The organism is Aliiruegeria sabulilitoris, assembly GCF_001558155.1.
In the GTDB taxonomy this organism is placed as follows: Bacteria; Pseudomonadota; Alphaproteobacteria; order Rhodobacterales; family Rhodobacteraceae; genus Tropicimonas; species Tropicimonas sabulilitoris.
The window spans coordinates 178,785-205,407 of the sequence record NZ_LOAS01000011.1 but is presented as its reverse complement, the minus strand read 5'-3'; the positions used below and the strand labels follow the sequence as shown (position 1 = coordinate 205,407).

Sequence of the window (26,623 nt, the reverse complement as noted above, 5' to 3'; positions counted from 1 at the left end):
GTCGGTTAACCGACCGTCATTCCTGGTGTTTCTTGTGATGACGGATGACTTCCTGAATAATGAAGTTCAGGAAAGCCTTGGCAAAATCGGGGTCCAGGTCGGCCTCTTTCGCCAGATCTTCGAGCCGTTCGATCTGCGCGGCCTCGCGCGAAGGATCGGACGGGGGAAGGTCGTGTTCGGCCTTGAGCCTGCCCACGGCCTGGGTGTGGGCGAAGCGCTCGGCCAGCGTGTAGACGAGGATCGCATCGAGACGGTCGATGCTGTTGCGGTGCTCCTTGAGCAGCTCCGCGGCCTTTGCAACGGCATCAGTCAATGGCGTATCCTTTCGGCTTGAAGAGCGGGTCGTAATAGGAGCGGATTTCCATCTCGATCCCGTCGAGCAACTGGCCGTTCTTCAGGCGTTGCGGCGATGGATGGCGATAGACGACGTCATTGCCATCGACCGAAGTCGCCTCGTTGTCCTTCACGGCGCCGAGTCGCTCGGCCAGCCGGATGGAGTCGAGATCCTTTGGGTCGAGATAAGAAACGGCGGTTTCCCAGCCAGCCTTCTCGTAGAAATACTTCCGCGCCAGATGCGCGGCTTCTAGGGCGTAGCCATGCCCGCCCACTTCCGGCCAGTTGAACCAGGCGATCTCGCGCTCGGGCCATTTCGGCGGGAACCATCCACCGGCCATTCCGAGCGTCTCGTCGGTCTCGCGCAGGTGGATCATCCACATGCCGAAGCCGCGGATCTCCCAATGGCCGATCTCGGCGGCATACAGCATCCAGATCTCGTAGGCATTGAGCGGGCCGCCCATGAAGCGCGAGCGATAGGAGGAAAAGGTCGAACGGAAGTTCGGGTAATCCCCTGGTTCCGGCGCGCGCAGGATGAGGCGTTCGGATTCAAGAACAGGAATGTCGCGATGTCCCATCAGGCACCTCCCTTCACGTGACGGTAGACATGGAGTTCGGCCGGGGCCTCGCCCGGCGGCAAGGCGGCGTTCTCGTCGCGGACGGCGCCAAGACGGCGGGCGACAGCGGCGGAGCGATGGTTACCCGCGTCGATATAAGAGACGCAGCTTTGCCATCCGAGGGTTGCGAAGGCCCAGTCGCGGATGACGTCCAGCGCTTCGGTGACGTAGCCCATGCCCTCGTCCGCGTCGCGCCAGATGCACCAGCCGAGCTCCGGTTCGGGCCAGGGCATCGGCTGCCACGGCCCGCCATGGCCGATAGCGGTGCCGTCGCTCTTGCGCTCGAAGATGAAGGTGCCGAAGCCGCGCAGCATCCACATGCCGGCGGCGTGCCCGAAGACACGCGACAGCGCCATCGGATCGGTGATCGGACCGCCGATGAACGCCGCGCGGGGCGATGCCAGGAAATCGGCGAAGGCGTCGTAATCCGCGATCTGCGGGCCGCGCAGACGAAGCCGTTCCGTTTCGATCAAGGGCACGGAGAACGCGGTCATGCATAGGCCTCCACGTTGCCGTCGGAATCCGGGGCGGGGTGGCGGAAGGCGACGAAATTGTCTCCCATGGCCGGCGGGTGCGCCTGCGGGTCGCGCACCGCGCCAAGGCGAATGGAGACGGCAATGGAGCGGGCATTCTCCGGCGCGCTGTAGCTGACGAGCGTTTCCAGCCCGGCGCTTTCATAGGCGAAGTTGCGCAGGGCAAACGCGGCCTCGGTTGCGAATCCTTTGCCTTCATTTCCGTCGAAAAGGAACCAGCCAAGAACGGGCTCGGGGAAGCGGTACCCGGAGGTGATCGCCACCTGCCCGATCAGCCGCCGCTTGTGCTCGATCATCAGGCCGCCGTAGCCGAAAAGCGACCAATGGGCGATGTCATTGGTGAACCACTGCCATGCGGTCTCGATGGAATGCGGGCCGTGGATGTGCCGGGCACGGTCCGACGCAAGAAAGGCCGCATAGGGTTCGAAATCCTCGATCCGGTAGGGACGAAGGGTCAGCCGCCGTGTCTTCAGCGTCGGCGCGGCCGGCTTGCGGGGTTTAGCAATCTTGCGGCGTGCGGGCGAAGGTACGACGGTGCCCGAAAGCTCTTCGGGGGAGGGGTGGCGCCAGGCGTCATGCCCGTCCAGGGACGCGGGCGCGTGGACGGTCGGATCGATCCGGGCGCCGAGCTTGCGGGCCATGCGCACGGCATGGGAGTTTTCGGCATGGATATAGGTCACAGCCGAGGTCCAGCCGAGCGCGGAATAGGCATGCGCGCGGGCCGCGGCCACGGATTCCAGCCCATAGCCGTTGCCGACCGCGTCGCGGGTCCAGAGCTGGCCGGTCAGTTCCGGCTCGGGATAGGAATCCGGCCAATGCGGGCCGACCAGCCCAATCGCGCCGGGCTGTCCCTTCAGCTCGACCACGAAACGGCCATAGCCGTTCTTTTCCCAATGTCCGAGGATACGCTGATACCGCCTCCGCGCGCCATCGGCCTGCATCACCGGGCCATGGGTGGCACGCCAGTTGGACGCGTAATAGGCGATATAGGCCGCGGCGTCTTCGGGTGTGGGGCGGCGCAGGATGAGCCGGTCCGTCTCGAGCCGCTCGATCATGCCGCCCGCCTCCAGTTGCCCCGGCGAACGGGGTGGCGGAAGGTCAGCGCCTCGGTCGGGCCGTCGGCGAACGGGTCCGCAATCGCGCCCGTGGTCCGGGCGAGCGCGACGGCGCGGCGGTCCTCCGGCCGGATATGGCTGACGATCTCGGACCAGCCGATCACCCGCTCGGCGAAGTGATGCGCCCGGCGCAGCGCCTCGGGGGCAAGGCTGTCGGCATCGGCGGTGTCGAGGAACAGAAAGCCCAACTCCGGCTGCTCCCAACCGGTCGCCTTCCAGGGCCCTGCCAGGCCGATCGGTTCGTCGCATCCCTTGGGCACTGCCGCGAAAAGGCCAAGCCCGCACAGGTCCCAATGGCAGACGATGGCCACGACCTGTTCCAGCGCGCGTTCGCCTGCCAGCGGCGCGGTTGCCACATGCGTCTGCCCGGCCTTCAGGCGCGCAAAGACCGTGCCGATATCCGAACGGGTCGGACGGCGAAGGAACAGGCGCTCTGTTTCGAGGACGGGCGTGCGCATGGGATTACTTCTTCTTTCCGAAGCCGGTGAGACCGGCGGGCAGGCTGCCGCCGCCAAGCCCCGGCAGACCGCCGCCGAAGCCACCGGTGTTCATCCCGCCAAGCGCCTTGGCGGCCTTGTCCATGTCGGCCTGGGAGACATTGCCGAGCTGCTTGGCGAGGTCTTCCTCGCTCGCGCCCTTGCCGAACATCGAGCCCATGGCCTGTTTGAGCAGGCCCTTCTTGCCCATCTTCTTCATCATGTCTGCCATCTGGCGGTGCTGCTTCAGCAGCTTGTTCAGCTCGCTGACCTCCAGCCCGGCGCCCTTGGCGATCCGCTTCTTGCGGCTGGCCTGCAGGATCTGCGGCGCGGCGCGCTCCTTCTTGGTCATCGACTGGATGAGCGCGATCTGCCGGCGCAGGATAGAGTCGTCGAATCCCGCCTCGGCCACCTGGTTCTTCATCTTGGCCATGCCGGGCATCATGCCCATGACGCCCTCGACGCCGCCCATCTTGAGCATCTGTTCGAGCTGGCTGCGCAGGTCGTTCATGTTGAACTGACCCTTCTGGAAGCGCCGCATCATGCGCTCGGCCTGCTCGATCTCGAGCGTCTCCTGCGCCTTCTCCACCAGCGAAACGATATCGCCCATGCCGAGGATCCGGCCCGCGATCCGCTCCGGGTGGAACTCCTCCAGCGCGTCCATCTTCTCGCCGAGACCGACGAACTTGATCGGCTGGCCGGTCACAAAACGCATGGAGAGCGCCGCACCGCCGCGCCCGTCACCATCCATTCGGGTAAGGACCACGCCGGAAATGCCGATCCGCTGGTCGAAATTTTCCGCCGTGTGCACGGCGTCCTGACCGGTCAGGCCGTCGACCACCAGCAGCGTCTCGCGCGGGGAGGTCACGTCACGGACCGACTCGACCTCTGCCATCAGCGTATCGTCGATCGACAACCGGCCAGCGGTGTCGAGCATGTAGACGTCATAGCCGCCGAACGTCGCTTGCTGCTTGGCGCGCTTGGCGATCTCGACCGGGCTCTGCCCCTTGACGATGGGCAGCGTGTCAACGCCGACCTGACGGCCGAGGATCTCCAGCTGCTCCATGGCGGCCGGGCGGTTCACGTCGAGCGAGGCCATCAGAACCCGCTTGCCGTTCTTCTCGGTCAGCCGCTTGGCGAGCTTGGCGGTGGTCGTGGTCTTGCCCGAACCCTGCAGGCCGACCATCAGGATCGGCGCGGGCGGGTTGTCGACCTTCAGATCGCCGGGCGTCTCATCGTTGCCGGCCAGGAAATGGACCAGCTCGTCATGGACGATCTTGACGACCTGCTGGCCCGGCGTGACCGATTTCGTCACCGACTGGCCTGTGGCCTTCTTCTGCACCGCCTTGATGAACTCGCGCGCAACCGGCAGCGAGACGTCCGCCTCGAGCAGGGCCACGCGCACTTCGCGCAGTGCGGTCTTGACGTCGTCCTCCGACAGGGCACCCTGTTTGGTCAGCCGGTCGAAGACACCTGAGAGGCGCTCTGAAAGATTCTCGAACATGCCTCGGCCCTCCTACGGCCATTCCAGTCAACATACCGTCCCCATATGGGAAACCGGTGCCCAAACGACAATCGCACCAGTGGGCGCAACGCGCTGACTGGTGGCGATCCTCCATAAAAGGAGGACCGGAAGCTTGCACTTCCGGGTGTTGCGCCGGTCCTTACGGCAGACAGGCCTCCGGAGTCAAGGCGATGAAACGAAGAACGCCTCGCCGGAAACCCGGACGAGGCGCCTTCACCTTTCGCGGTCATCGGCTGATCAGCCTGAACCGCAGATCCCTTCTAGAGACCCAATAGTTTCAACTTTCCTAAAATACCTCTGCCGGAGGCACCGCGCGGTCACTGGCCGGGGATTTCCGTCAGCCTCAGGCGGCCAGGGTGGCGACCTGCTCCTTCGCGGCCTTGATCGTGCCCTCGACATCAAAGGCAAGCCTGTCGGCGCGCACCAACTCGACATCGGTCATGCCCATGAAGCCGAGCACATGGCGAAGATAGGGAGTTGCAAAGTCGATAGCAGAGTTCGCTTCGGTACCACCGGAGGCCATCGCGATAATCACACGCTTGCCGGTGAGCAGGCCCTCGGGCCCAGCCTCGGAGTATTTGAACGTTTCTCCGGCGCGGGCGACCAGGTCGATCCAGGCCTTGAGCGATGCCGGCAGGCCAAAATTGTAGACCGGCAGGCCGATCACGATCACGTCCGCTTGCCGAAGTTCGTCGATCAGCGTGTTGGACAGCGCCAGCATCTCGCGCTGCGCCTCCGAGACCTCGTCTTCGGTGGCGCCCTTGGTGACGGTCACGAAACCCTCGTCGATTTGCGGCAGCGGCGCAGTGGCGAGGTCACGGGCGATAATCCTGGCGCCGTCGAATTTTTCGGTGATCTGGGTCGTCAGGTCGCGGCTGACAGAGGCCGTCAGGCGGGCGGAGCTATCGATCTTGAGGATGGTCGGGGCAGTCATTTCGAGTTCCTTGGATAAGTGGAATGGCTTGCCCCTGAAGATGCGGATGTTCGGTTGTGTGGTCAATTTTGGTAATTTTAAGGCATGATGTGCACACATGCACATTGAAAATGGAAGTTTCCGTCAGTGCGCCGGAAGCCCCTTGCGTTGGCAGCTTCCGGGTGGCTCCGGTCAGGCGGGGCCGCTGTCCGGAATAAATATTTGACATGGGACAGGGCGGGGAGTACCCGGCGATCATCCCGCACGAGCGTTCCCGAACGCCCCTTTGACCTTGTTTCGCTCTTCGAACAATTTCCGAGTTGCTGTCGAAGCATCGCCATTGGCGGGAAGGGGTTTGGGTTTCGACCAATGCCCCGCCGGGAGGAGATAGGGCCGACCCAAGATTTTCGGGGCCGGTGAAACGAGACATTGCTCTATCGCGACGGCGACCGCCGACATCTTGCCGACGATCCCGCCGCTTCCTGCAAACAGGTGCGGCTGAAATGAAAGCAAAGACAGATCGTTCGGACGAAACCCCCGGGTTCGCCGAATTGTTCACCCCCAAACTCGTGACCGTGCTGCGCGAAGGCTACGGGCTGGCGCATCTGCGCGCCGATGCGATTGCAGGCCTGACCGTGGCCATCGTCGCGCTTCCGCTCTCCATGGCCATCGCCATCGCCTCCGGGGCGAGCCCGGCGCAAGGGCTCTATACGGCGATTGTCGGCGGTTTCCTTGTCTCTCTCTTCGGCGGCTCCCGCTTCCAGATCGGTGGCCCCGCCGGCGCGTTTATCGTGCTCGTGGCCGCCACGGTCGTGCAGCACGGGATGGACGGGCTGATACTGGCGACCTTCCTGTCCGGGCTGTTCCTTGCGCTGGCCGGCCTGCTCCGCTTCGGCACATTCATCAAGTTCATCCCCTTCCCGGTGACGGTCGGCTTCACCGCGGGGATCGCGGTGATCATCTTCGCCAGCCAGATCAGCGGCCTGTTCGGCCTGTCGCTCGAACACGAGCCGGGCGAGTTGTTGGAGAAACTTCCCGCCCTCTGGTCGGTCCGTGCCAGCATCACCCCCGCGGCGGTCCTGATCTCGACAGTCACGATCGCTATCATTGTCGGGGTCGGACGCTATCGCCCGCATTGGCCGGGCATGCTGATCGCCGTTGCCATCGCTTCGTTGATCACAACGGTCCTCGCGCTGCCGGTCGAGACGATCGGCTCCAGGTTCGGCGGCATCCCGTCCACCCTGCCGAGGCCGCAGATGCCGGACATCTCGGTCGAAAAACTCATCGCAGTCCTGCCCTCGGCGATTTCCTTCACCCTGCTCGGCTCCATCGAGTCCCTTCTATCGGCGGTGGTTGCCGACGGGATGACGGGACGACGGCACCGCTCCAATTGCGAGTTGCTGGCGCAAGGCGCGGCGAATGTCGGCTCGGCGCTGTTTGGCGGCATCTGCGTCACCGGCACCATCGCGCGGACGGCGACCAATGTGCGCTCCGGGGCACATGGCCCGGTCTCCGGCATTCTGCATTCGGTTTTCCTGCTGCTCTTCATGCTGCTGGCGGCACCTCTCGCGGCCTACATCCCGCTTGCGGCATTGGCCGGGGTTCTCGCCGTGGTGTCGTGGAAGATGATCGAGAAACCCGCCATCGCCATCCTGCTCCGCTCCGGTTGGGGCGAGGCCGCGGTGCTCGGCGCGACCTTCTTCCTCACGATCTTCCGCGACCTGACCGAAGCCATCGTTGTTGGCTTCGCCCTCGGCTCCGTTCTGTTCATCCAGCGGATGAGCCAGAAGACGGAGATTGCCACCCACCATCCGCTGGTCGGTGGCGACCTTCCTGATTCCGTGCGTCCCCGCGGCGCCTATGACGAAAATCTCGCCGCGGACCCCGATGTTGTCATCTATCGCATCCGCGGCGCGCTGTTTTTCGGAGCCACCGCCTCGATCGGCATGGTCCTCGACCGGATCAACGACCATCACAAGGCGTTGGTCATCGACTTCTCGGATGTGCCCATGCTCGATTCCACCGGCGCGAACATGATCGTGGAACTGGCGCACAAGGCGAACAAGCGTGGCGTGACCCTGTGGCTGACCGGAACGGATCGCGCCATGCTGCGGATCTTCCTGACTCACGGGCTGGACCGGTCCAGCGTCCGCTACGCGCGGCGTGTGGAGGATGCGATGCGGATAATCGGGGCGCGTGGTTCCGAGGGCGACACCCCGGAAGTTGGTTCCAGCGCGTCTTCACCGGCCCATTAGGCCTGCATCGGCTTGGCATTCCTGCAGGGGCGATGTGCGCCAACGAAGCGCCCCAGAGGTGTTTTTGTGCGACGGACTCCGCTGGCCTTTGCCAGGCAAACAGGAAGGACAGGATGCGAAAAGCTCAGATGCAGGGCGTTCATCATATCACGCTGACGGGTGCAGACCGGCAGAGCTCGATCTATTTCCGGGACCCGATGGGGCTTCTGGTCGAACTGGCCTGCTATCGGTCGAGCCGCCCGTGGGCTGCACCCATGCCGATGTGATGATCGAGGCGCACCGCATCCGGGTGGCGCGGGGCGATTACACCATCCTGGAAGTTCAACTTGCAGATGCAATCGAACTTCTGGTGGGGCGGCGTCTGCAAACGTTGTCGGAAAGCCGCGCTGCGGGCGATCCGTATCGCCGCGGATGAGAGCGGGCTGGCAAAGCGGGCGGAGGCCGCTCTAGGCTACGCCCAACATGATGGAAAAGCTGAAACAACGGGTTGAGAAACTCTATACCGGCACCTCGCCGGCCTCGGTGCGGCTTCGCTATGGTCTGATACTGTTCGACCTTGCCACGGTGATCTACTTCATCGTCGTGACGCCCTTGCCGCACACGGCTCTGATCCATTTCATCAACGAGATCCTCGCACTGTTCATTTTCGTCGATTTTGTGTGCCGGTTCTGGATCGCCCCTGGCAAGTGGGCACATCTGGGCCGGATTTACGTGATCGCGGATATTCTGGTGCTGGGCTCACTGGTGCTGAACAGGTTTACCGGGGTCGATCTCTCTTTCCTGAGAATTCTCCGGGGTGTTCGGCTCGGCCATTCCAACTACCTTTTACAGGATTTGAGGCGCGATTCCCGGCTATTTAGAGAGCATGAAGATGCGATCGTTGCGGCGCTCAACCTCGTGATCTTTGTCTTTGTGACCACCTCGGCGGTCCATGTCTACGTCGTGCAGAGCGGCGGGGGCCCGAAAGACTTCGAAGGTTACGTCAATGCTCTCTATTATACGGTGACCACGCTGACGACGACAGGATATGGCGATTTCACGCCAACATCCGTTGGGGGAAAGCTCTTTGCTGTAGGGATCATGGTTATTGGCGTGTCGCTCTTCCTGCGTCTCGCCAGCGTGATCTTCACCCCGAACAAGGTGCATTATCCCTGCCCGAGTTGCGGGCTTACCCGACACGATCCCGATGCCGTTCACTGCAAGCACTGCGGCGGCCGGTTGAAGATCGAAACCCGCGGCGTGAGCTGAGGGCGGGCGGGGCTTTGCCCCCGCGCTCTTGCGAGCGCTCCCCCAGGATATTTCGCGTCATAAGAAGGATTGGCGCTCGCACCTTACTTCCCGCAAGAAATACTCCCACCGCAAGCGGCCAGGCAATCGCAACTCTGGCCCCGGACCCGGCAAGCAAGATGCCCGATGCTGCTTTCTATGCTCAACGGAACGCCGGTTTCGCGTTTCCAGCCTCATAGCGGAGCCGGGATGCCCGGAAAGGCCTTCAACCCCTCGATCCGGGGCGATGGGTTCCTATCTTGGGGTGGCGGCGGGTCGAAAGGCGCGCTAGGACAGCTTCAGCGGGTAAAAAGGACGCCGGAATGGCTTTCGATTTTGATTTGTTTGTTATTGGCGGCGGCTCCGGTGGGGTGCGCGCGGCGCGTGTGGCCGCTGGCGAGACAGGCGCCAAGGTCGGACTGGCCGAGGAGAGCCGCATGGGCGGCACCTGCGTGATTCGTGGCTGCGTGCCAAAGAAGCTGATGGTTTTTGCCTCCGAGTATGCCGAAGGCATGCAGGAGGCCGTGGATTACGGCTGGGATGTGAAGATCGGCGGCTTCGACTGGCCCAAGTTCCGCACCCGGCTGGAGGGCGAGCTGGACCGGCTGGAAGGCGTCTATAATCGTCTGCTGGAAGGCTCCGGCGTGCAGGTCTTTGCCCAACGCGCCACCGTGGTCGATCCGCATACCGTGCGCCTCGCCGACGGGACGGAATACACCGCCAAGCATATCCTGATTGCCACGGGTGGCTGGCCCTCGCTGCCGGGCGTGGAGAACGAGGAACTGGGCATCACCTCCAACGAGGTGTTCCATCTCGACGAGCTCCCCAAACGCCTGCTGGTCGTCGGCGGCGGTTACATTGCGTGCGAGATGGCTTGCATCTTCAACGGGCTCGGCACGGAAGTGACGCAATCCTACCGTGGCCCGCAGATTCTGCGCGGCTTCGATGGCGAGGCGCGCGGCCATATCGCCGAGCACATGGAACGTCACGGCATCGAGATCCATTGCGGCACCAATATCGCCGCGATGCGCAAGGTTGAGGTTGGGATCGAGGTTACGGCGACGACCGGCGGCACGCATGTCTTCGACCAGGTGCTTTTTGCCACCGGCCGGACGCCGAACAGCAAGGGGCTGGGCCTGCAAGAGGCAGGCGTGGAGATCGGACGGCGTGGCGAGGTGGTCGTGGACCAATACAGCCAGACCTCGGTTCCCTCGATCTATGCCATCGGCGATGTCACAAACCGCGTGCAGCTCACGCCGGTTGCGATCCGCGAGGGCATGGCCTTTGTCGAGACCGTCTTCAAGGGCAACCCGACTGCGCCGGATCACGAGCTGATCCCCTCGGCCGTTTTTACCCAGCCGGAATATGGTACGGTGGGCCTGTCGGAGGAAGACGCGCGCGAGGCGGGGCCGATCGAGGTCTATTCGACGGCGTTCAAACCGATGCACAAGAGTTTCATCGGCCGCGAGGACCGCGTATTGATGAAGCTCATCGTCTGCGCCGACACCCGTAGGGTTCTGGGCGTTCATATCGTGGCCGACCATGCCGGCGAGATGATCCAGCTTGCCGGGGTGGCTGTGAAGATGGGCGCGACGAAGGAAGATTTTGACCGAACGGTTGCCGTTCACCCGACCATGTCGGAGGAGTTGGTAACGCTGAAAACGCCGGTGCGCAGGGCCTGAGCAGGTAGCCCGGCGCTTGAAAACGCCGCCGGGACAACCATCTGGCAATGATACGCACCCGTTGAGACATGAGAGGGAAGAGAGATTAATGGCAGGACATAGCGGCGGACCCTGGGGCGGTGGCTCCGGCGGTGGCGGCCAGAACGGTGGCGGCAATCGCGGCAATAATGGCGGGGGCAAACGTCCCGGCGAGGAAAGCAAGCAGATTCCCGAGATCGACGAGATCATGAAAAAGGGGCAGGAACAGCTTCGCGTTCTGATGGGTGGCCGCGGAGGCGGTGGACCGCGCGAGCCGAGGCAGGGCGGCGAGGGGCCGAAATTCTCCCGCGGCACATTCCTGCTGGGCGGCGCGGCGCTGGTCGTGCTCTGGGGGCTTGCCTCCTTCTATACCGTCAAGCCGGAAGAGCAGTCTGTCGAGCTGTTCCTGGGCGAATTCTCGGCCATCGGAAGCCCGGGTCTGAACTTTGCGCCCTGGCCGCTGGTGACCGCCGAAGTCGTCAACGTGACCTCGGAGCGGACGGAGGATATCGGCGACGATTTCAATTCGCGCACGGATAGCGGGCTGATGCTGACGACGGATGCCAACATCGTCGATATCGATTTCCAGGTGGTCTGGAATATCGTCGATCCGGCCAAATTCCTGTTCAACCTTGCACAAGGGCGCGAAACCGTCCGCGCCGTGTCGGAATCGGCCATGCGCGAGATCATCGCGGCCTCCGAGCTGGCGCCGATCCTCAACCGGGACCGGGGCCTGATTGCCGATACCGCCAAGACTTCGATCCAGGGAACTCTGGATACCTATGACAGCGGCATCAACATCGTCCGGGTGAACCTCGACAAGGCCGACCCGCCGAAGGAAGTGATCGACTCCTTCCGCGAGGTGCAGGCCGCCGAGCAGGAGCGTGACCGTCTCGAACGCCGCGCCGATGCCTATGCCAACACGGTTCTCGCCGGCGCGCGCGGTGAAGCCGCGCAGCTTCTGGAAGAGGCCGAAGGTTATCGGGCGCAGGTCGTGAACGAAGCCGAAGGTGAGGCGAGCCGCTTTACCGCCGTTCTTCAGGAATATCAGAAGGCGCCGGAAGTGACCCGCAAGCGTCTCTACCTGGAGACGATGGAAAAGGTGCTCGGCGATGTCGACAAGGTGATCCTTGGCGAAACCGGCGGCGAGGGGGCTGGACAGGGCGTCGTGCCTTACCTGCCGCTGAACGAGCTGCGCAAACCGACCGTGGAGGGCAACTGATATGAAGCGTCTGACCTATCTTCTGCCCATTGGCATCGTGGCCGTCGCCATAATCATGGCCTCCGTCTTCATCGTGGACGAGCGTGAGAAAGCGCTGGTGCTTCAATTCGGCCAGATCAAGCGCGTGAAGGAAGATCCCGGCATCGCGCTGAAGATCCCGCTCATCCAGGAAGTCGTCTATTATGACGACCGGATCCTGGCGCTGGACACGGACACGATCGAGGTCACGCCTTCGGATGACCGCCGCCTCGTGGTGGATGCCTTTGCGCGCTACCGGATCGAGGACTTGGTGAAGTTCCGGCAGGCCGTCGGCGTTGGCGGGTTGCCCGCTGCCGAGACCCGGTTGAGCTCGATCCTCAACGCCCAGATCCGGGAAGTGCTCGGTGCGGACCAGGTGACCTCGGACACCATCCTGTCTGAAGACCGCCGGGTGCTTATGAACCGTATTCGCGATCAGGCACAGGTTCAGGCGCGTGCGCTTGGCCTCAACGTGGTCGACGTGCGGCTCAAGCAGACCAACCTGCCCGAGCAGAACCTGAACGCAACTTTCGAGCGGATGCGCGCCGAACGGGAACGGGAAGCCGCGGACGAGATCGCGCGCGGTAACGAGGCCGCGCAGCGGGTTCGTGCCCAGGCCGACCGGACCGTGGTGGAACTTGTTTCCGAGTCCCAGAAAGAGGCCGAGATCGTTCGCGGTGAAGCCGATGCCCAACGGAACGGGATCTTCGCTGCCGCCTATGGCGCGGATCGGGAATTCTTCGAGTTCTACCGGTCCCTGTCGGCTTACGAGGGAGCGATCAAGGGCGAAAACTCGTCCTTGGTCATCGCGCCGGACAGCGAGTTCTTCGACTACTTCAACGGCGCCAATGGGGTCGCCAAGTAAATGGACACGATCCTGCTCGCAATCGGGCTGGTATTCGTTCTGGAGGGGCTGGTGCTTGCACTGGCCCCTTCGCGTATTGACGAGATCCTCGAATTGATCCGCCAGATGCCGGTCGAAACCCGCCGGCTGGTCGGTTTGCTGGCAATCACGACCGGGGGAATCCTTTTGTGGCTGGCGACCTGGCTGGCTAGGGCGTCTCGTGCCCGGTTGGGCATGGCCTGCACGCAGCTTTGTCTTGCGTGCGGCCCTTCGGCCTGAGACACTTCCTTCAATAACCGATAACAGAGCCGTTCCCAAAGGTCGTCCGGCTGTCACGCGCTCGTGACGCTTTGCGACGGTACTTTGAATTGCGACTCTCCGGTTTATGAAAAAGTATGTGCGCACAAAAGTTGTGCGGTCACGCGCAGCTCGCAATCGAATGGATCGCCGCAAAGGGCGGGCCACAAGAAACAGAAGGATAATCGAGTGAAATCTCAAGCTCTCTCCCTTCCCGGAAGGGAAACCGCGGCGCGGTTTTTCCCGGCGGTGCTGCTTGGCTTGGCGCTGCTCATCGCGCAATCGCTTGGTGCCCATGCAAGGGGTGCCCCCGAAAGCTTTGCCGATCTGGCCGACAAGGTCAGCCCGGCGGTGGTGAACATCACCACATCGACGATGGTGGCCACCGCGTCCAGTCCGCATGGCGATGGCGGCCCGATCATCCCCGAAGGCTCGCCCTTCGAAGATTTCTTTCGCGATTTCATGGAGCGCAACGGCCCCAACGGGGCGCCGCAGCGGCCGCGCCGTTCCTCGGCGCTCGGCTCTGGCTTCGTGATTTCCGAAGACGGGTTCATCGTTACCAACAACCACGTCATTGCCGAGGCGGACGAGATCAGCATCGAGTTCTTTTCCGGTGAGGAACTGCCCGCCAAGGTGATCGGCACCGATCCGAAAACGGACCTCGCCCTGCTCAAGGTCGAAACCGAGAAACCGCTGTCCTTCGTGCCCTGGGGCAACTCGGACAATGCCCGCGTGGGCGACTGGGTCATGGCCATGGGCAACCCGCTGGGGCAGGGTTTTTCTGTCTCCGCCGGCATTGTTTCGGCCCGCGGCCGTGCGCTCTCGGGCAGCTATGACGACTTCATCCAGACCGACGCCGCCATCAACCGCGGCAACTCCGGTGGTCCGCTTTTCAACATGGATGGCGAGGTGATCGGTATCAACACCGCTATCCTCAGCCCCAATGGCGGCTCGATCGGTATCGGCTTTGCCATGTCCTCCCGGGTTGCGACCAACGTGATCGAGCAACTCAAGGAGTTCGGCGAAACCCGTCGTGGCTGGCTGGGCGTCCGGATCCAGGACGTGACGGACGATGTAGCCGAGGCCATCGGCCTTGAGAAAGCCAAGGGCGCGCTGATCACCGACGTGCTCGAAGGCCCCTCGCTGGATGCCGGTATCAAGACCGGTGACGTGATCCTGTCCTTCGACGGCACCGACGTGGACGATACCCGCGGCCTCGTCCAACTGGTGGGCAATACCGAGGTCGGCAAGAGCGTCCGCGTGGTTGTCTTCCGCGAGGGCAAGACCGAGACGGTAATGGTCACGCTTGGACGTCGTGAAACCGCCGAAAACACCGAGATGGCCGACGGCTCCCCGGACATGGATATGCAGGAACCGCAGGATGCAGAGATCCTCGGCATGACCGTGACCGCCGTGACGCCGCAAATCGCCGAAGAGATGGAACTTGGCGAAGATTCTAGTGGTCTGGTTGTCAAGGAAGTCGACGAGGCAAGCGATGCCTTCGAGAAGGGCATGCGCCCGGGCGATGTCATCACCCAGGCCGGCCAGGTGGAAGTTTCAACGATCGAGGAACTGGAAGCCCGGATCGCGGACGCAACGGATGCCGGTCGCAAGTCGATCCTGCTGCTGATCCGCCGCGCTGGTGGCCCGAGCTTCGTGGCGCTTAGCCTGGAGTAAGGCTCTGTTGCCAATGACAAGGGAAATGGCGTCGGTCACCCGGCGCCCTTTCTTTGTGAGCCTGTGTGCGTCCGTTGATGCCGTCTGGGGTGGGGCAGAGGTGCGCGGCGCGCGTGTGAACGATCCTGCGGACCGTGCCTCCGGCGGGGATATTTCTGGAAAGAAGAAGATCTCATTCGTTTTCGGCGCTCCTCTTTCCTCACATTTCTTGGGGGAGCGCTCGCAGGGGCGCGGGCGCGAAGCCCCCTCCGGTAGTCCTATTTCTTGAGGAGCGCGCAAATTGGTGAGGAAGGGTGGTTCGATCCTTTCGCGCTTTTCTGGCGTCTGTCGCCCGTTTGAACCGAACAAAAAAAGGCCCGCCTTGATGAAGGCGGACCCTGTTTTGAACTGTCTGGCCAGCTTAGTCGCCACGGCCATTGTCAGAGGATTGGTCGGCTTTCAGCTTGACCAGTTCCGAAAGGGAGTAGTCGGACGCATCGACACCAAGGGATGCGGCAAGCTGTGCCTGGCCCGCAGAAATTCCGCTCTTGGTGGAGGCGACGAAGCCCTCATCCTCGCCCGCGCTGTTGCGGATGAACCGAGCCGTCTGTTGCTCGCTGTCTTCGAGTGCCGAGCGCAAGGCAATGACGTCTGCGGTGGAGTAGTTGCTGTCCGCACCGACCGAGGCCGCGAATTGCGCAGAGCTGTCGGTGCGGCCCTTGGTGATGCTGCCCGACAGGATGTCGTTGACCTTGGCATGTTCGCCATTTTCGAGCGCGGTGCGCAGGGCGATGAGTTCGCCGGTGGAATAGGCCCCCGCTTCGACGCCGAGAGAGCGGGCGAGTTGGTCGGAAGCGAGAGCCGGGCCGGCCAGGGTCAGGGCGAGAGCGGTGAAAAGCACGGTACGTTTCATGATTTGGTCCTTTAATCGTGTCTTGTTTCGTTTCTGTCTGTCGGCGCCTCGTTGCGCCGTTGGTGATGATCAGATGGTGCGTTCTGAAAGATGCAAAACCTTCCAAAATTCTGAGGAAGCTGCGCATTTGCGCACATCACGGATGCTCGAGTGGGGTTGTCGGATGCGCTCGGATTCCATGTCCTCTTTTTGTTGGGCTGCGTGCGGACTGGGGGCCGATCCGCGGCCTTCTGGAGGAAGCTGACAGGCGTCGGGCGCACATGAGCTTACGGACGCGTGAAGGAAATTCAGTGGTTTTGGGCCTTCTTGGGCTGGAAGGTCCATGCGTCGATGTCGGGCGAACCGGTCAGAAGGGGCCTGACGGGCCCGGTCACGCAAGGCGCTGCGGCGGCCAGAGCTACGCGGGGTCTTCCGGCACTGCGATGGCGACGAGCCCGAGTTGTCGCGCGGCAGTCAACGAAAGGACCGAAGAGTTCAGTCCCTGCGGCTTCTGGTAGTTGCGAATTGCGCTGCGTGTCGCGCTGTCGAGCGCACCATTGATATCGCCCGCGTAATAACCGCGGGCCTGGAGCGCGCGTTGCAGCGAGGCGACGACATCGGGTGTAAAACTGTTCGGGCAGGGCGTTTCGAACCAGAGTTCGCGGCGCTCTTCGACGATTTCCTGCCGGGACTCGGTTTGTGTCACAGCAGGGGTTGTCACGTTGCCATCGGCATCGAGAACTGCCGGTGTGACGATGATCTCTTCGGTGATGGTCTGTAGCCGTGCCGGGGTTTCATCACGACCCCAGCAGGTACCGGGTGCGGCGTCAGGCGGCCCGGAGGCATCGCGCGAGTCAATCTGGTCGGCTTGCTGCAGATGCGCAACCTCCGGAAGGCCCGGGCTGCAGGCTGGCAGGGCAAGCAATGCGAGGAGCAGGGCCGGGCGGATCATCATTTTGTTCGGACGGGTTGAGAAGCGGATTCGCGGCAGACTATCCGGTCGACCGTTTCGGGCAAGCCCGTCCGCGCCGTCGCCAGATTTCCGGGCGCCTGCTGTGGCCGATGCGACTCATGCGGGGCTATCCGGGTCGAAATCGGGGCGGGCCAACTCGTCGAGCATGGCGGAGATATCCTCGACCTGTTCCGCGATCACATGCATCACTTCCTGCTCGCGCTGAATGCGGCCGGTCACGCGCAGCAGGCGCCCGGCGATCACCGCCCGGCGATAGCGTTCATAGACCTTGGCCCAGACAACGATATTGCAGGTGCCGGTCTCGTCTTCCAGCGTGATGAAGATCACCCCCTTGGCGGTGCCGGGCCGTTGCCTGACCAGCACCAGCCCGGCCACGCAGATCCGCGCGCCGGCCGGCGGCAGCGCGAGTTGGCTGGCCGTGAGGCAGGACGGTGGGCGCGGCCAACTGCCGGGGGGAGGTGAGGGACAAAGAAAAGGCATTGGAACAAAAATAGAACAAATGCGCGTGGAGGCCAAGCCCTGTCGGCACTGGCAATGCCGGGGCGATTGACTTATGTCAGCCAATGGAGAAGCCAAGCGGCAAAGGCAGCAAGAAGGACAAGACGCGTGCCAAAAATCACCTATGTCGAGCATTCCGGAAAAGAACATGTCGTGGACGTCGCCACTGGGCTGACGGTAATGGAAGGTGCGCGCGATAACGGTGTGCCCGGGATCGATGCCGATTGCGGCGGGGCCTGCGCCTGTTCGACCTGCCACGCCTATATCGACCCGGCCTGGGCCGAGAAGCTTCCGGCCGTGGAGTCGATGGAAGAGGACATGCTGGACTTCGCCTACGAGACGAAGCCGGGCCTGTCGCGCCTGACCTGCCAGATCAAGGTGACCGACGATCTCGACGGGCTCGTGGTCCAGCTTCCCGAAAAGCAGATCTGATCGGTGCTACGGGTCGCGCTTGCCACGTTCGCCGTTCTCGCTGTTCACCTGGCTGGGGCGGCGGGCGCGCAGATATGTGACCGCCCGATTGATGGCGCCAGCTACCTGGAGCCGACAGATCGCTATCCGCATGGCGTTCTGGGGGATGACCTCGAATGGGGAACGCTGCGGCTGTCTTGCGGCGCGCGTGCGGTCGATGTCATGCTTCCCGAAGAGATGGTCTTTGAAGATGTCGCTCCGCGACTTGCGGACCTGGACGGCGACGGCGCCCCGGAAGTGGTGGTGGTCGAAAGCCATCGAGATAACGGCGCGCGATTGGCAGTGTGGGGGCTGGCGGACAACACGCCTGTTCGTCTGACCGCAACGCCCTTTATCGGAACCCGCTTCCGTTGGCTGGCGCCCGTTGGTGTGGCCGATCTGAACGGAGACGGAACGGTTGAGCTTGCCTATGTCGACCGGCCGCACCTTGCAAAGATCTTGCGGGTCTGGCGCTATTCCGATGGCAAGCTGACGGAAGTGACTTCGGCGGCGGGCTTTACCAATCACAAGATCGGTGAACGTGATATTGCCGGAGGGATACGCCATTGCAGTGCCGGGCCGGAAATGCTGCTGGCCTCGGCGGATTGGCAGCGGCTCCTTGCCGTCCGGTTGGACGGAAAAACCCTGCTGACCCGCGATATCGGTCGGCATGAAGGGCGTGCTTCGTTTTCGGCTGCGATGGAATGTCGATAACGGGGGCTCCTGCTCTTCGGCACATCGAAGATGCACTCCCCCGTTCGGCGAGGGTGCTCGGCGCAATCCAAGAAACCATAAGAATTCAACACGTGGAGACTGCCCCGGTTTGGTTCGGGCAGTTTTGCAGGCGTTAAAGGCGGGGGGCGCGCGCTTAGCGCGCGACCGAACGACAATCCAGCCCGAAAAGCGGCTCAGAACTGGGGACGAGCGCAGAGTTAAGCCTTCGCCATCTTTAGCGGCGCTTACGTTGCGGACGGCGCTTTGGTTCCGAAATCGGTTCGAATTCCTTGTCCAGACCGAGTTGGTCCCGCAGAACACGCCCTTTCACTTCCTCGACCTCGCCCGGCTTGAGGTCGCCCAGGCGGAACGGGCCATAGCTTATGCGGATCAGCCGGTTCACGGGCAGGCCCACGGTTTCCATGGCGCGGCGGATCTCGCGGTTGCGGCCCTCGCGAATGCCGACCGTGATCCAGGCATTGGAGGCCTGCTGGCGGTCGAGCGTGACGCTCATTGGCTGGAAACGCTCGCCTTCGATCACGATGCCCTTGCGGAGTGGCTCGAAGGTCTTGTCTTCCGGGCGACCATTGACGCGGACGCGGTATTTCCGCACCCAACCCGTCGAGGGCAGCTCCAGCCGCCGCTTGATTGCGCCGTCATTGGTCAGCAGCAGAAGCCCTTCGGAGGTAAGATCCAACCGGCCGACAGAAAGCACGCGTGGCATGTCTTCGGGCAGAGAATCGAAGACGGTAGGCCGGCCCTTTTCGTCTCGCGCCGTGGTCACGAGCCCCGCGGGCTTGTGATAGAGCCAGAGGCGCGGCGGCTCGGTTTCGGCGAGCGTTTGTCCGTCGATGGTGATGCTGTCCGCGGCAGTCACGTTGAGGGCCGGGCTGTCGATCTTCTTGCCGTTCACGGTCACGCGGCCGGCTTCGATCATGCGCTCGGCTTCGCGGCGCGAGGCATGGCCGGCACGGGCGATCACCTTGGCGATACGGTCGCCATCCTTGGGGGCTTCTGAATTCTGGGTCATGCTCTCCGATACGCTGCCACCGTGGCCTTGCCAAGAGCGCCGTGGCAGGGCAGGGGAGGAGAATGAGCCCATTCACCAGCCATATGGACATTGCTCTGGAGGAAGCCCGCGCTGCCGCTGCGCGCGGGGAGGTGCCCGTGGGCGCGGTGCTGGTGGACCCAATGGGCCGCGTCGTGGCGCGGGATGGCAACCGGACCCGCGAACTCAGTGACCCGACGGCGCATGCCGAGGTGCTGGTGATCCGCGCAGCCTGTGCGGCGACGGGGTCCGAGCGGCTGCCGGGGCATGATCTCTACGTGACGCTGGAGCCTTGCCCAGCCTGTGCGATGGTCATCTCGGCGGCGCGGATCGCGCGGCTCTATTACGGCGCGGCAGACCCCAAATCCGGCGGCGTGGCGCAGGGACCGCGCATTTTCTCGCATCCGCAGGCCCATCATGTACCGGAGGTCTATGACGGCATCCGGGCGGAGGAGGCGGAGCGCCTGTTGAAGGATTTCTTTGCCGCCCGGCGGTAAACCGAGCGGCGCATTTCGGTCAGATCCCGACGGGTTCCATGACTTCGGGCGTCTTTACCTCCACGCCGGGCAGCGCTTCGATCAGCGCTTCGGCGGACTGTTCCAGCAGCGGGAAGGTCCGGTAATGGCAGGGGATCACGACCTTGAAGTCGAAGAACTTGCGGGCAGCGAAGGCGGCGCGCTTCATGTCCATGGTGAAATGGCCACCCGCGCAGAGGATGCCGATATCGGGCTGATGCAGCTCTGCCCAGACGCCCATATCGGCAGTCACATCGGTATCTCCGGAGACATAGATCGTGTGCCCTTCGCCGCTGATCATGAAGCCGGCCTCGCCTCCGGCATAGATCGGCCCCGCCTCGGATCCGAGCGAGGAGGAATGAACCGCGTTCACCATTGTCACCGCGATCCCGCCAAGGGCCACCGTGCCGCCCTTGTTGAAGCCGATGACATTGGCGCCTTCGGTGGCTTCCCAATGGCTCATCAGGTCATAGATGCCGACAATCGGCGCGCCGAGTTCCTTCGACAGCGCCAGCGCGTCGGCGGAATGGTCGCCATGGCCGTGGGTGAGCAGGATGTGGGTGGCGCCGGCAACCGCCTCGGCGCGGCGGGTTTCGGGGAAGGACGGGTTGCCCGTGAGCCAGGGATCGATCAGCAGAACCTGATCCGCGATCTCGATACGGAAGCCGGAATGGCCAAGCCAGGTGATCTTCATTTGTCTCCTCCTCCCAAAGAGCTAAGCATTGCAGGGGCGAGCCTATCGCGGAGGGATCGGAATGGAAGGCCTATTGCGGCAGGTCGATGGATATTGTGAACGGACCGATTTTACCTATTGGTCGGAGCCGGTGAATGCGCTCACCAATGCGGCCTTCCTGATCGCGGCCTTCCTGCTCTGGCGGCGGGTGCGCGGACAGGGATTGCCGTTCGCTGTCGGTATGTGCGTGGTCCTCGCGGCGATCGGTATCGGCTCCTACCTGTTTCACACCCACGCGACGATTTGGGGAGCGATCGCGGACACCACGCCAATCGCCCTCTTCATCCTGCTCTACATTTTCGCGGCCAACCGTGATTTCTGGAACCTCTCGTGGCCGTGGGCCTTGCTGGCGACGACCGGGTTCTTCCCCTTCGCCGCGCTCACGCTGCCGCTGTTTCAAAAGCTTCCCTTCTTTGAGGTCTCGGCGGGGTACTGGCCGGTGCCGCTGCTGATCGCGCTCTACGCCATCGGCTTGCGCAGGCGTGCGCCCCGGACAGCGGGGGGATTGGCCTTCGGGGCGGGGATCCTCTGCGCCTCGCTGGGGTTCCGTTCGGTGGACGAGGCGCTCTGCGCCAGCTTCCCGCTGGGCACGCATTTCCTGTGGCATATCCTGAACGGGATCATGCTGGGCTGGATGATCGAGGTCTATCGCCGTCACATGGTTGAGCGGCGCGCCTGACGGGCTCAGTTCGTCTTGCGGCGCGGAGCGAAGGGCAGCGGGGCGACCGGCACGCCGTCTTCGATCAGGCTTCTGGCTTCCTGCATGTTGGCCTCGCCATGGATCGAGCGTTTCGGCGCCTCGCCCTCGTGAATGGCGCGGGCTTCGCGGGCGAAATCGCGGCCGACATAGTCGCTTTCGGCTTCGACCCGCTTGCGCAGCTCGGCGATTGCCTTTTCGGCGGTCGTGGCGGGCGCGGAAAGCGGGTGTTCGGTGTCCGGGCAGGCGGGTTCTGCCTTCCGCTCGCTGGATTTCACATTCGGCGCCATCATCGCTTTTTCGACCTTTTCGGAGCCACAGACAGCACAACTCACCATCCCCGAAGCGACAAGCTTTTCGAAGGCATTGGCCGACGCAAACCAGCTTTCGAAGCGGTGCCCGTCGGCGCATATGAGGCTGTACTTGATCATGCTCTTCAGATGTAACGCCTGACTGCGAGAATTTCAAAGGGCGTGCGCGTCGGGGTCTCTAACGAGCCTTGCCCGGGTCGAAATTCCGCAGGATCTCCCGCAATTCCGGCTCGGCTACTTTCTTGCTGGCCTGCTTTGGCGAGAACCACTTGCGACGGCGTTGGTTGCACTCTGGAAAATCCTTGGCGAGCGACTTCACCTTGACCGGGAAGACGCAGACAACACAGGGCAGGTCCTTCTCGCCCTTGGCCTCGGCTACCTTGATATAGCTGAAATAGCCGATGCAGTCCTGCTCGGCCTTGCCGCGAACACCGGCTTCTTCCCAGGCTTCGATCTTTGCTGCGCCATCCGGGGTCACGTTGCGCATCGGCCAGCCCTTCGGGATGATCCAGCGGCGGCTTGTGCGAGACGTTATCAACAGAACCTGAGGCTTGCCGTTAACGACACGATAGCAAAGCGCTCCATATTGGGTCCGGACATCCTTGTCCGCTGTCAGTCCCTTGGGAAGTTTGAAATTCTCTTGCACGGGTTACCTATTACCGCATCGCCCTCGTGGCGGATGGTTCCTTGTGATTTCTGGCGGCGCCTATTCAGTCTTGGTTATACCCTAGGTATCACCTGCGACGGTTCTGTTCCAGCTTTGCGACGAAATTGATTCGATCTAGATAGTAAAAATCGGCCCGAATGCAACGATTTTTGCGAGAGAAAACAGGCCGACGGGCGGTCGATGCGCCAGAGTGAAAAACCGCCAGTTGGAGGAACGGTACGACTTGGAAAACGGGCAGGGTTCAGAGACGGGGGACGCTATCGATACGCGGCATATGAAGGGCGGTTTCACCGGTTTCATCGGCTCGGAGATCTATCGCGGATCTAGCTACGGGGCCTGGCACCCCCTACGGGTGCCGAGGGTCTCGACGGTGATGGACCTGACCCGCACGCTGGGCTGGCTCGGTAGCGAGAGCTACATCACGTCACCGCGTGCCAAACCCGCCGCGCTCAGCCATTGGCATGACCCGTCCTATCTCGCGGCCCTGGTCAAGGCCGAGGCCGAGCAGCAGGTTTCGACGGAAACGCGCGACCGTTTCGGGCTCGGCACCCATTCGAACCCGGTCTACGCGGAGATCTTCCGGCGACCCGCCACCGGGGCGGGGGGCTCGATCCTTGCCGGCGAGCTTCTGGCGCAGGGCGGGGTGATCCACCACCCGGCCGGCGGGACGCATCACGGCATGCCGGCGCGGGCCAACGGGTTCTGCTACCTGAACGATCCGGTGCTCGGCATCCTGTCGCTGCGGCGGAACGGGATTCGCCGGATCGTCTATATCGACATCGACGCGCATCATCCCGACGGGGTCGAGATGGGCCTTGCCGGCGATCCCGAAACCTTGATGATCTCGGTTCACGAGGAGCGGCGCTGGCCGTTTACCGGCGATCTTGGGGAGGATGCGGGCGGGTCCGCGGTCAACCTGCCGGTGCCGCGCGGGTTGAACGACACGGAGATGGCCCTGATCCGCGAGACGCTGATCCTGCCACTGGTCGACCGCTTCGCGCCGGAGGCAATCGTGCTGCAATGCGGGGCGGATGCCGTCGAGGAGGACCCGCTCTCGCAGCTTTCACTGTCCAACAATGCCCATTGGGAGATCGTCGCGGCGCTGCGGCCGCTCGCGCCGCGCTATCTCGTGCTCGGTGGCGGTGGCTATAACCCGTGGTCTGTCGGGCGGCTCTGGACGGGCGTCTGGGCGGTGCTGAACGGGATCGAGATCCCGGACCGGCTGCCGCCCGAGGGCGAGGCCGTCCTGCGGGCCATCGCGTGGGATGGCCACCGGCTTGGCCGCAATCCTCCGACGCATTGGTTCACCACGCTGCGGGACGCCCCGCGCGACGGCGCGATTCGCTCCGAGTTGCGCGACAGGCTGTCCTTCCTGCGGCAGCGCGAGGGGCTGGGCTAGGTTCGGCGATCGAACTTGCTGGACAGGTGGATGAGCGATTCCGTGTCGCGCACGCCGGGAATGGCGCCGATCCGGTCCAGCGCCTCGTCCAGCTCGCCGGTTGTCTCGGCCACGAGCTGCAGGATCAGATCTACGCGGCCGGTGGTGCTGTGGCAGGCTTCGACTTCCGGCATCGCCTTGAGCCGCTGGACAAGCGCGGCCGCGCTGCGCGGCTCGACATGCAGCAGAACGGTCGCTCGAATCCGGCGGCGTTCGGCAGGTTCTCCCAACCGGATCGTGTAGCCGGCGATTACACCGGAATGCTGAAGCCGCTCGATCCGGGCCTGGACGGTCGAACGTGCCACGCCGGCCTGCCTTGCAAGCTGGGAGATCGGGGTGGAGCTGTCTGCGGCCAGGGCTGACAGCAATGTCTTGTCGAGATCGTCCATCAATCTGCCTGATCTTTTCGTCATGTTGCCGAAATTATTCGGCAAATTAAACGGAATTCTTGGGTAAATCGTCCGAAATGCATGCGATTCTGTATAGGAAACGCGCATGGCAGGAGCGGTCGGAACAGGCCGCCACTCTGTGCCTTGGTTGGTGGAGCAGGCCAATGGGGCTGAACAAGACGATCTGGAAGAACCCGGGTGACTATATCGCGGCCCACCCGAGCGGTGGGCCGGTGCTGTTTTTTGCGCCCGCGATCCTGCAGCGGACGGCCGCGCGGTTTCGCGCGGGCTTTCCCGGGCTGGTAAGCTACGCGGTGAAGGCGAACCCGGAAACCGCGGTGCTCCAGAACCTTAGCGCGGCGGGGATCGCGGCCTTCGACGTGGCCTCTGTCGAGGAAATCGAGCTGTTGCGCCGCGTGGTTCCGGAGGCGGTGCTGCATTTCAACAACCCGGTGCGCGGGCAGGCAGAGATCGCGCACGCCGTTGCGCTGGGCGTGCGTTCCTTCAGCGTGGACAGCCAGTCGGAGCTGGCAAAGCTCGCAGCCTGTTTGCCCGTCGGCAGCGAAGTTTCGGTTCGTTTCAAGCTCCCGGTTCCCGGTGCCGCCTATGATTTCGGCAGCAAGTTCGGCGCCACGGCGGAACAGGCCGCAGAGTTGCTCCGCGCCGTTGCCTCCGCCGGTCTCGTGCCCTCCATGACCTTCCACCCAGGCACACAATGTATCCAGGCGGCCGCATGGGAGAGCTATATCCGCGAGGCGGCGGTGATCTCGAAAACCGCCGATGTGCGGATCGCTCGGCTCAATGTGGGCGGTGGCTTTCCGGCGCATCGTCTGACGCAGGCGCCGCCGGATCTCGAAGGGATCTTCGAGCGGATCGGACAGGCGGCTCGTACCGCTTTCGGGCCGAACCGGCCGGATCTGCTTTGCGAGCCCGGACGCGGCATGGTCGCCGAGAGCCAGTCGCTCGCCGCCCGCGTGCGCGCGGTGCGCGATGCTTCCGACGTCTTTCTCGACGACGGCGTTTATGGCGGGCTGATGGAGTTCCCGCAGATCGGCACAACCGATCGCTACGAGCTTTATGACAGTCATGGAAACAAGCGGCGCGCCCCCATGCGCGCGCGGACCGTCTTCGGCCCGACCTGTGACAGCCTCGACCGGCTGCCGGGGCAATTGAACCTGCCCGAGACCGTATCGGAGGGCGATGTGCTGCTTTTCCACGGCATGGGCGCCTATTCGACGGCGACGGTCACACGGTTCAATGGTTTCGGTCACCTCGAATTGGCAACGGTTCAGTCACTTGGGAATGATGTCTCACGATAATGCACGGGTTCGCGTTCCGGGGCGGCTGCATCTGGCGAAGACGTTCGGCAGTCCCCACATCTGGTATCTGAACCCTTCAAAAACGGGGGAGCGAGCACTCATGCGGATTTTGCGAAAGTCGGCAGGTTTGGGAGCCACGGCACCATGCGGCTGAACCGTCAGTTTGCCGCGTGGAAGCGCCTGCGCCGCCGGAATCGTCACCGCCATTCGGGGATGACGTCGCACCGGCGCGGGCCGGTGGTCCATGTGGTGATCCTGGACGGAACCATGTCCTCGCTGGAGCCGGGATGCGAGACGAATGCCGGGCTGACCTATCGGTTGCTGGCCGAACGCCGCCCCAACCCGCAACTGTCGCTCTTCTACGAAGCCGGCATCCAGTGGCGCGACTGGGCAAGCACAGGCGATGTCGTGGTGGGCCGTGGGATGAACCGGAAAATCCGCCGCGCCTACGGGTTCATCGCTGCGCGCTACCGGCCCGGCGACAAGATCTACCTGTTCGGCTATTCGCGCGGGGCTTTCGCCGTGCGCTCGCTGGCCGGCGTGATCGACCGGATCGGCCTGCTCAAGGCGGAGTTTGTAACCGAACGGAATGTCCGTCTGGCCTATCGCCACTACCAATGCGCGCCGACGAGCGAGGCCGCGACGAGGTTTGGCCGCAACCTGTGCCACGCGAATACGCTCATCGAGATGGTCGGCGTCTGGGACACGGTCAAGGCGCTTGGGCTGCGCCTGCCGCTCCTGTGGCGGCTGACCGAGCCGGCCCATGCCTTTCACAACCACGCCATCGGACCCCATATCCGCCATGGCTACCACGCGCTGGCCCATGACGAGACCCGCCTCGCCTTCACCCCGGAGTTGTGGGAGACCCCGCCGGGATCCGTCGGGACGGTGGAGCAGCGTTGGTTCCCAGGTTGTCACGGCGATATCGGCGGGCAACTGGGCGGTTTCGAGGCCGCGCGCCCGCTGGCGAACCTGTCGTTGGTCTGGATGCTGGAAATGGCAGAAACCGCGGGTCTGTCCTTGCCTAACGGGTGGCGGCTACGCTTCCCGTGCGATGCCGAGGCGCCGTCGGTCGGAACGTTTCGCGGGTTGGGAAAGCTGTTCCTGTTGCGGGCAAGGCGCCGTATCGGCAGTGACCCGTCCGAGACGTTCCACCCGGCGATCGACCGTCAGGAGGATCTTGTGCGGGCTGCAACGGCGGGCTGAAAG

At 63.4% G+C, this 26,623-nt stretch carries 31 protein-coding genes; 16 read left to right on the top strand and 15 right to left on the bottom strand.

All coding sequences use genetic code 11. The features are described from left to right. Positions 1-16: 16 nt before the first annotated feature. The 7 genes from AX756_RS12180 to AX756_RS12150 form a co-directional block, all read right to left on the bottom strand. Positions 17-313 (bottom strand): chorismate mutase, encoded by a 297-nt coding sequence (locus tag AX756_RS12180; RefSeq protein WP_068311525.1) that lies wholly within the window; start codon positions 311-313, stop codon positions 17-19. Next, a complete protein-coding gene (locus AX756_RS12175) occupies positions 306-911 on the bottom strand; it encodes a GNAT family N-acetyltransferase (RefSeq protein ID WP_068311523.1) in 606 nt (201 codons plus the stop codon). The genes AX756_RS12180 and AX756_RS12175 overlap by 8 nt, the downstream gene beginning before the upstream one ends. After that, positions 911-1,444 (bottom strand): GNAT family N-acetyltransferase, encoded by a 534-nt coding sequence (locus AX756_RS12170; protein WP_068311521.1) that lies wholly within the window; start codon positions 1,442-1,444, stop codon positions 911-913. The genes AX756_RS12175 and AX756_RS12170 overlap by 1 nt, the downstream gene beginning before the upstream one ends. After that, positions 1,441-2,538, bottom strand: coding sequence for a GNAT family N-acetyltransferase (locus tag AX756_RS25115; RefSeq protein ID WP_082739077.1), 1,098 nt, complete (start codon positions 2,536-2,538; stop codon positions 1,441-1,443). Before AX756_RS25115 ends, AX756_RS12170 begins: the two co-directional genes overlap by 4 nt. Then, the gene (locus tag AX756_RS12160; RefSeq protein WP_068311519.1) at positions 2,535-3,056 is read right to left on the bottom strand and encodes a GNAT family N-acetyltransferase; all 522 of its coding nucleotides are present in this window, start codon (positions 3,054-3,056) and stop codon (positions 2,535-2,537) included. The genes AX756_RS25115 and AX756_RS12160 overlap by 4 nt, the downstream gene beginning before the upstream one ends. Positions 3,057-3,060: 4 nt before the next feature. Next, entirely contained in the window at positions 3,061-4,578 is a 1,518-nt protein-coding gene (gene ffh, locus AX756_RS12155; protein WP_068311517.1) for a signal recognition particle protein, read from the bottom strand. A 364-nt stretch (positions 4,579-4,942) separates the two neighbouring features. Beyond that, entirely contained in the window at positions 4,943-5,533 is a 591-nt protein-coding gene (locus tag AX756_RS12150) for an FMN-dependent NADH-azoreductase (RefSeq protein ID WP_068311515.1), read from the bottom strand. A 482-nt stretch (positions 5,534-6,015) separates the two neighbouring features. On the opposite strand from AX756_RS12150, the gene AX756_RS12145 reads away from it, so the two are divergent. The 9 genes from AX756_RS12145 (at position 6,016) to AX756_RS12110 (ending at position 14,791) form a co-directional block, all read left to right on the top strand. Further along, positions 6,016-7,767 (top strand): SulP family inorganic anion transporter, encoded by a 1,752-nt coding sequence (locus tag AX756_RS12145; protein ID WP_068311513.1) that lies wholly within the window; start codon positions 6,016-6,018, stop codon positions 7,765-7,767. Positions 7,768-7,880: 113 nt separating this feature from the next. Next, positions 7,881-8,033: a VOC family protein gene (locus tag AX756_RS26370; RefSeq protein ID WP_231701046.1), complete on the top strand. Its 153-nt coding sequence runs from the start codon at positions 7,881-7,883 to the stop codon at positions 8,031-8,033. Then, complete coding sequence (locus tag AX756_RS26365) at positions 8,009-8,182, top strand: hypothetical protein (protein ID WP_231701045.1); 174 nt, start codon at positions 8,009-8,011, stop codon at positions 8,180-8,182. Before AX756_RS26370 ends, AX756_RS26365 begins: the two co-directional genes overlap by 25 nt. Before the next feature lie 47 nt (positions 8,183-8,229). Beyond that, entirely contained in the window at positions 8,230-9,015 is a 786-nt protein-coding gene (locus AX756_RS12135; protein WP_321186428.1) for a zinc ribbon domain-containing protein, read from the top strand. Positions 9,016-9,356: 341 nt separating this feature from the next. After that, a complete protein-coding gene (gor, locus tag AX756_RS12130; protein WP_068311511.1) occupies positions 9,357-10,715 on the top strand; it encodes a glutathione-disulfide reductase in 1,359 nt (452 codons plus the stop codon). 88 nt (positions 10,716-10,803) lie between these two features. Further along, complete coding sequence (hflK, locus tag AX756_RS12125) at positions 10,804-11,955, top strand: FtsH protease activity modulator HflK (RefSeq protein ID WP_068311509.1); 1,152 nt, start codon at positions 10,804-10,806, stop codon at positions 11,953-11,955. A 1-nt stretch (position 11,956) separates the two neighbouring features. After that, complete coding sequence (gene hflC / locus AX756_RS12120) at positions 11,957-12,838, top strand: protease modulator HflC (protein ID WP_068311507.1); 882 nt, start codon at positions 11,957-11,959, stop codon at positions 12,836-12,838. Continuing rightward, positions 12,839-13,096, top strand: a complete 258-nt coding sequence (locus AX756_RS12115; protein ID WP_068311505.1) for a DUF2065 domain-containing protein — start codon at positions 12,839-12,841, stop codon at positions 13,094-13,096. Between the two features lie 207 nt (positions 13,097-13,303). Further along, complete coding sequence (locus AX756_RS12110) at positions 13,304-14,791, top strand: DegQ family serine endoprotease (RefSeq protein WP_068311502.1); 1,488 nt, start codon at positions 13,304-13,306, stop codon at positions 14,789-14,791. Positions 14,792-15,191: 400 nt separating this feature from the next. Here AX756_RS12110 and AX756_RS12105 read toward each other — a convergent pair whose 3' ends face one another. The 3 genes from AX756_RS12105 to AX756_RS12095 all read right to left on the bottom strand — a co-directional run bounded on the left by AX756_RS12105 (position 15,192) and on the right by AX756_RS12095 (position 17,115). Next, positions 15,192-15,683: a hypothetical protein gene (locus AX756_RS12105; RefSeq protein WP_068311500.1), complete on the bottom strand. Its 492-nt coding sequence runs from the start codon at positions 15,681-15,683 to the stop codon at positions 15,192-15,194. Between the two features lie 397 nt (positions 15,684-16,080). Continuing rightward, on the bottom strand, positions 16,081-16,614 hold the full coding sequence (locus AX756_RS12100) for a peptidoglycan-binding domain-containing protein (RefSeq protein WP_068311644.1): 534 nt from the start codon (positions 16,612-16,614) through the stop codon (positions 16,081-16,083). A 117-nt stretch (positions 16,615-16,731) separates the two neighbouring features. After that, on the bottom strand, positions 16,732-17,115 hold the full coding sequence (locus tag AX756_RS12095; protein ID WP_068311498.1) for an OB-fold nucleic acid binding domain-containing protein: 384 nt from the start codon (positions 17,113-17,115) through the stop codon (positions 16,732-16,734). Positions 17,116-17,241: 126 nt separating this feature from the next. On the opposite strand from AX756_RS12095, the gene AX756_RS12090 reads away from it, so the two are divergent. Together AX756_RS12090 and AX756_RS12085 are read left to right on the top strand one after the other, a co-directional pair. After that, positions 17,242-17,565, top strand: a complete 324-nt coding sequence (locus tag AX756_RS12090) for a 2Fe-2S iron-sulfur cluster-binding protein (RefSeq protein ID WP_068311496.1) — start codon at positions 17,242-17,244, stop codon at positions 17,563-17,565. A gap of 3 nt (positions 17,566-17,568) precedes the next feature. Further along, on the top strand, positions 17,569-18,297 hold the full coding sequence (locus tag AX756_RS12085) for an FG-GAP repeat domain-containing protein (RefSeq protein WP_082739075.1): 729 nt from the start codon (positions 17,569-17,571) through the stop codon (positions 18,295-18,297). Between the two features lie 235 nt (positions 18,298-18,532). Here the strand turns inward: AX756_RS12085 and AX756_RS12080 are convergent, their stop codons facing one another. Then, positions 18,533-19,327, bottom strand: a complete 795-nt coding sequence (locus AX756_RS12080; RefSeq protein WP_068311494.1) for a pseudouridine synthase — start codon at positions 19,325-19,327, stop codon at positions 18,533-18,535. A 62-nt stretch (positions 19,328-19,389) separates the two neighbouring features. Here AX756_RS12080 and AX756_RS12075 point away from each other — a divergent pair, with 62 nt between their 5' ends. Continuing rightward, a complete protein-coding gene (locus tag AX756_RS12075) occupies positions 19,390-19,842 on the top strand; it encodes a nucleoside deaminase (protein WP_068311492.1) in 453 nt (150 codons plus the stop codon). Positions 19,843-19,861: 19 nt separating this feature from the next. On the opposite strand, the gene AX756_RS12070 is transcribed toward AX756_RS12075, so the two are convergent. Beyond that, positions 19,862-20,554 carry a metal-dependent hydrolase gene (locus AX756_RS12070; protein WP_068311490.1) on the bottom strand — a complete coding sequence of 231 codons (693 nt, stop codon included), beginning with the start codon at positions 20,552-20,554 and terminating at the stop codon, positions 19,862-19,864. A 61-nt stretch (positions 20,555-20,615) separates the two neighbouring features. On the opposite strand from AX756_RS12070, the gene AX756_RS12065 reads away from it, so the two are divergent. Continuing rightward, positions 20,616-21,272 carry a ceramidase domain-containing protein gene (locus AX756_RS12065; protein WP_068311489.1) on the top strand — a complete coding sequence of 219 codons (657 nt, stop codon included), beginning with the start codon at positions 20,616-20,618 and terminating at the stop codon, positions 21,270-21,272. 5 nt (positions 21,273-21,277) lie between these two features. On the opposite strand, the gene AX756_RS12060 is transcribed toward AX756_RS12065, so the two are convergent. Both AX756_RS12060 and AX756_RS12055 read right to left on the bottom strand, forming a co-directional pair. Continuing rightward, positions 21,278-21,721 carry a DUF1178 family protein gene (locus AX756_RS12060; protein WP_068311487.1) on the bottom strand — a complete coding sequence of 148 codons (444 nt, stop codon included), beginning with the start codon at positions 21,719-21,721 and terminating at the stop codon, positions 21,278-21,280. Between the two features lie 58 nt (positions 21,722-21,779). Then, the gene (locus tag AX756_RS12055; RefSeq protein WP_068311482.1) at positions 21,780-22,247 is read right to left on the bottom strand and encodes an NUDIX hydrolase; all 468 of its coding nucleotides are present in this window, start codon (positions 22,245-22,247) and stop codon (positions 21,780-21,782) included. 295 nt (positions 22,248-22,542) lie between these two features. On the opposite strand from AX756_RS12055, the gene AX756_RS12050 reads away from it, so the two are divergent. Then, positions 22,543-23,667, top strand: a complete 1,125-nt coding sequence (locus tag AX756_RS12050; protein WP_068311640.1) for an acetoin utilization protein AcuC — start codon at positions 22,543-22,545, stop codon at positions 23,665-23,667. Here the strand turns inward: AX756_RS12050 and AX756_RS12045 are convergent. Further along, positions 23,664-24,095 carry an Lrp/AsnC family transcriptional regulator gene (locus AX756_RS12045; protein ID WP_068311481.1) on the bottom strand — a complete coding sequence of 144 codons (432 nt, stop codon included), beginning with the start codon at positions 24,093-24,095 and terminating at the stop codon, positions 23,664-23,666. The genes AX756_RS12050 and AX756_RS12045 overlap by 4 nt on opposite strands. 164 nt (positions 24,096-24,259) lie before the next feature. On the opposite strand from AX756_RS12045, the gene AX756_RS12040 reads away from it, so the two are divergent. Further along, positions 24,260-25,414 (top strand): type III PLP-dependent enzyme, encoded by a 1,155-nt coding sequence (locus AX756_RS12040; RefSeq protein WP_068311480.1) that lies wholly within the window; start codon positions 24,260-24,262, stop codon positions 25,412-25,414. Between the two features lie 144 nt (positions 25,415-25,558). After that, the gene (locus AX756_RS12035; RefSeq protein WP_068311479.1) at positions 25,559-26,620 is read left to right on the top strand and encodes a T6SS phospholipase effector Tle1-like catalytic domain-containing protein; all 1,062 of its coding nucleotides are present in this window, start codon (positions 25,559-25,561) and stop codon (positions 26,618-26,620) included. Positions 26,621-26,623: the final 3 nt, after the last annotated feature.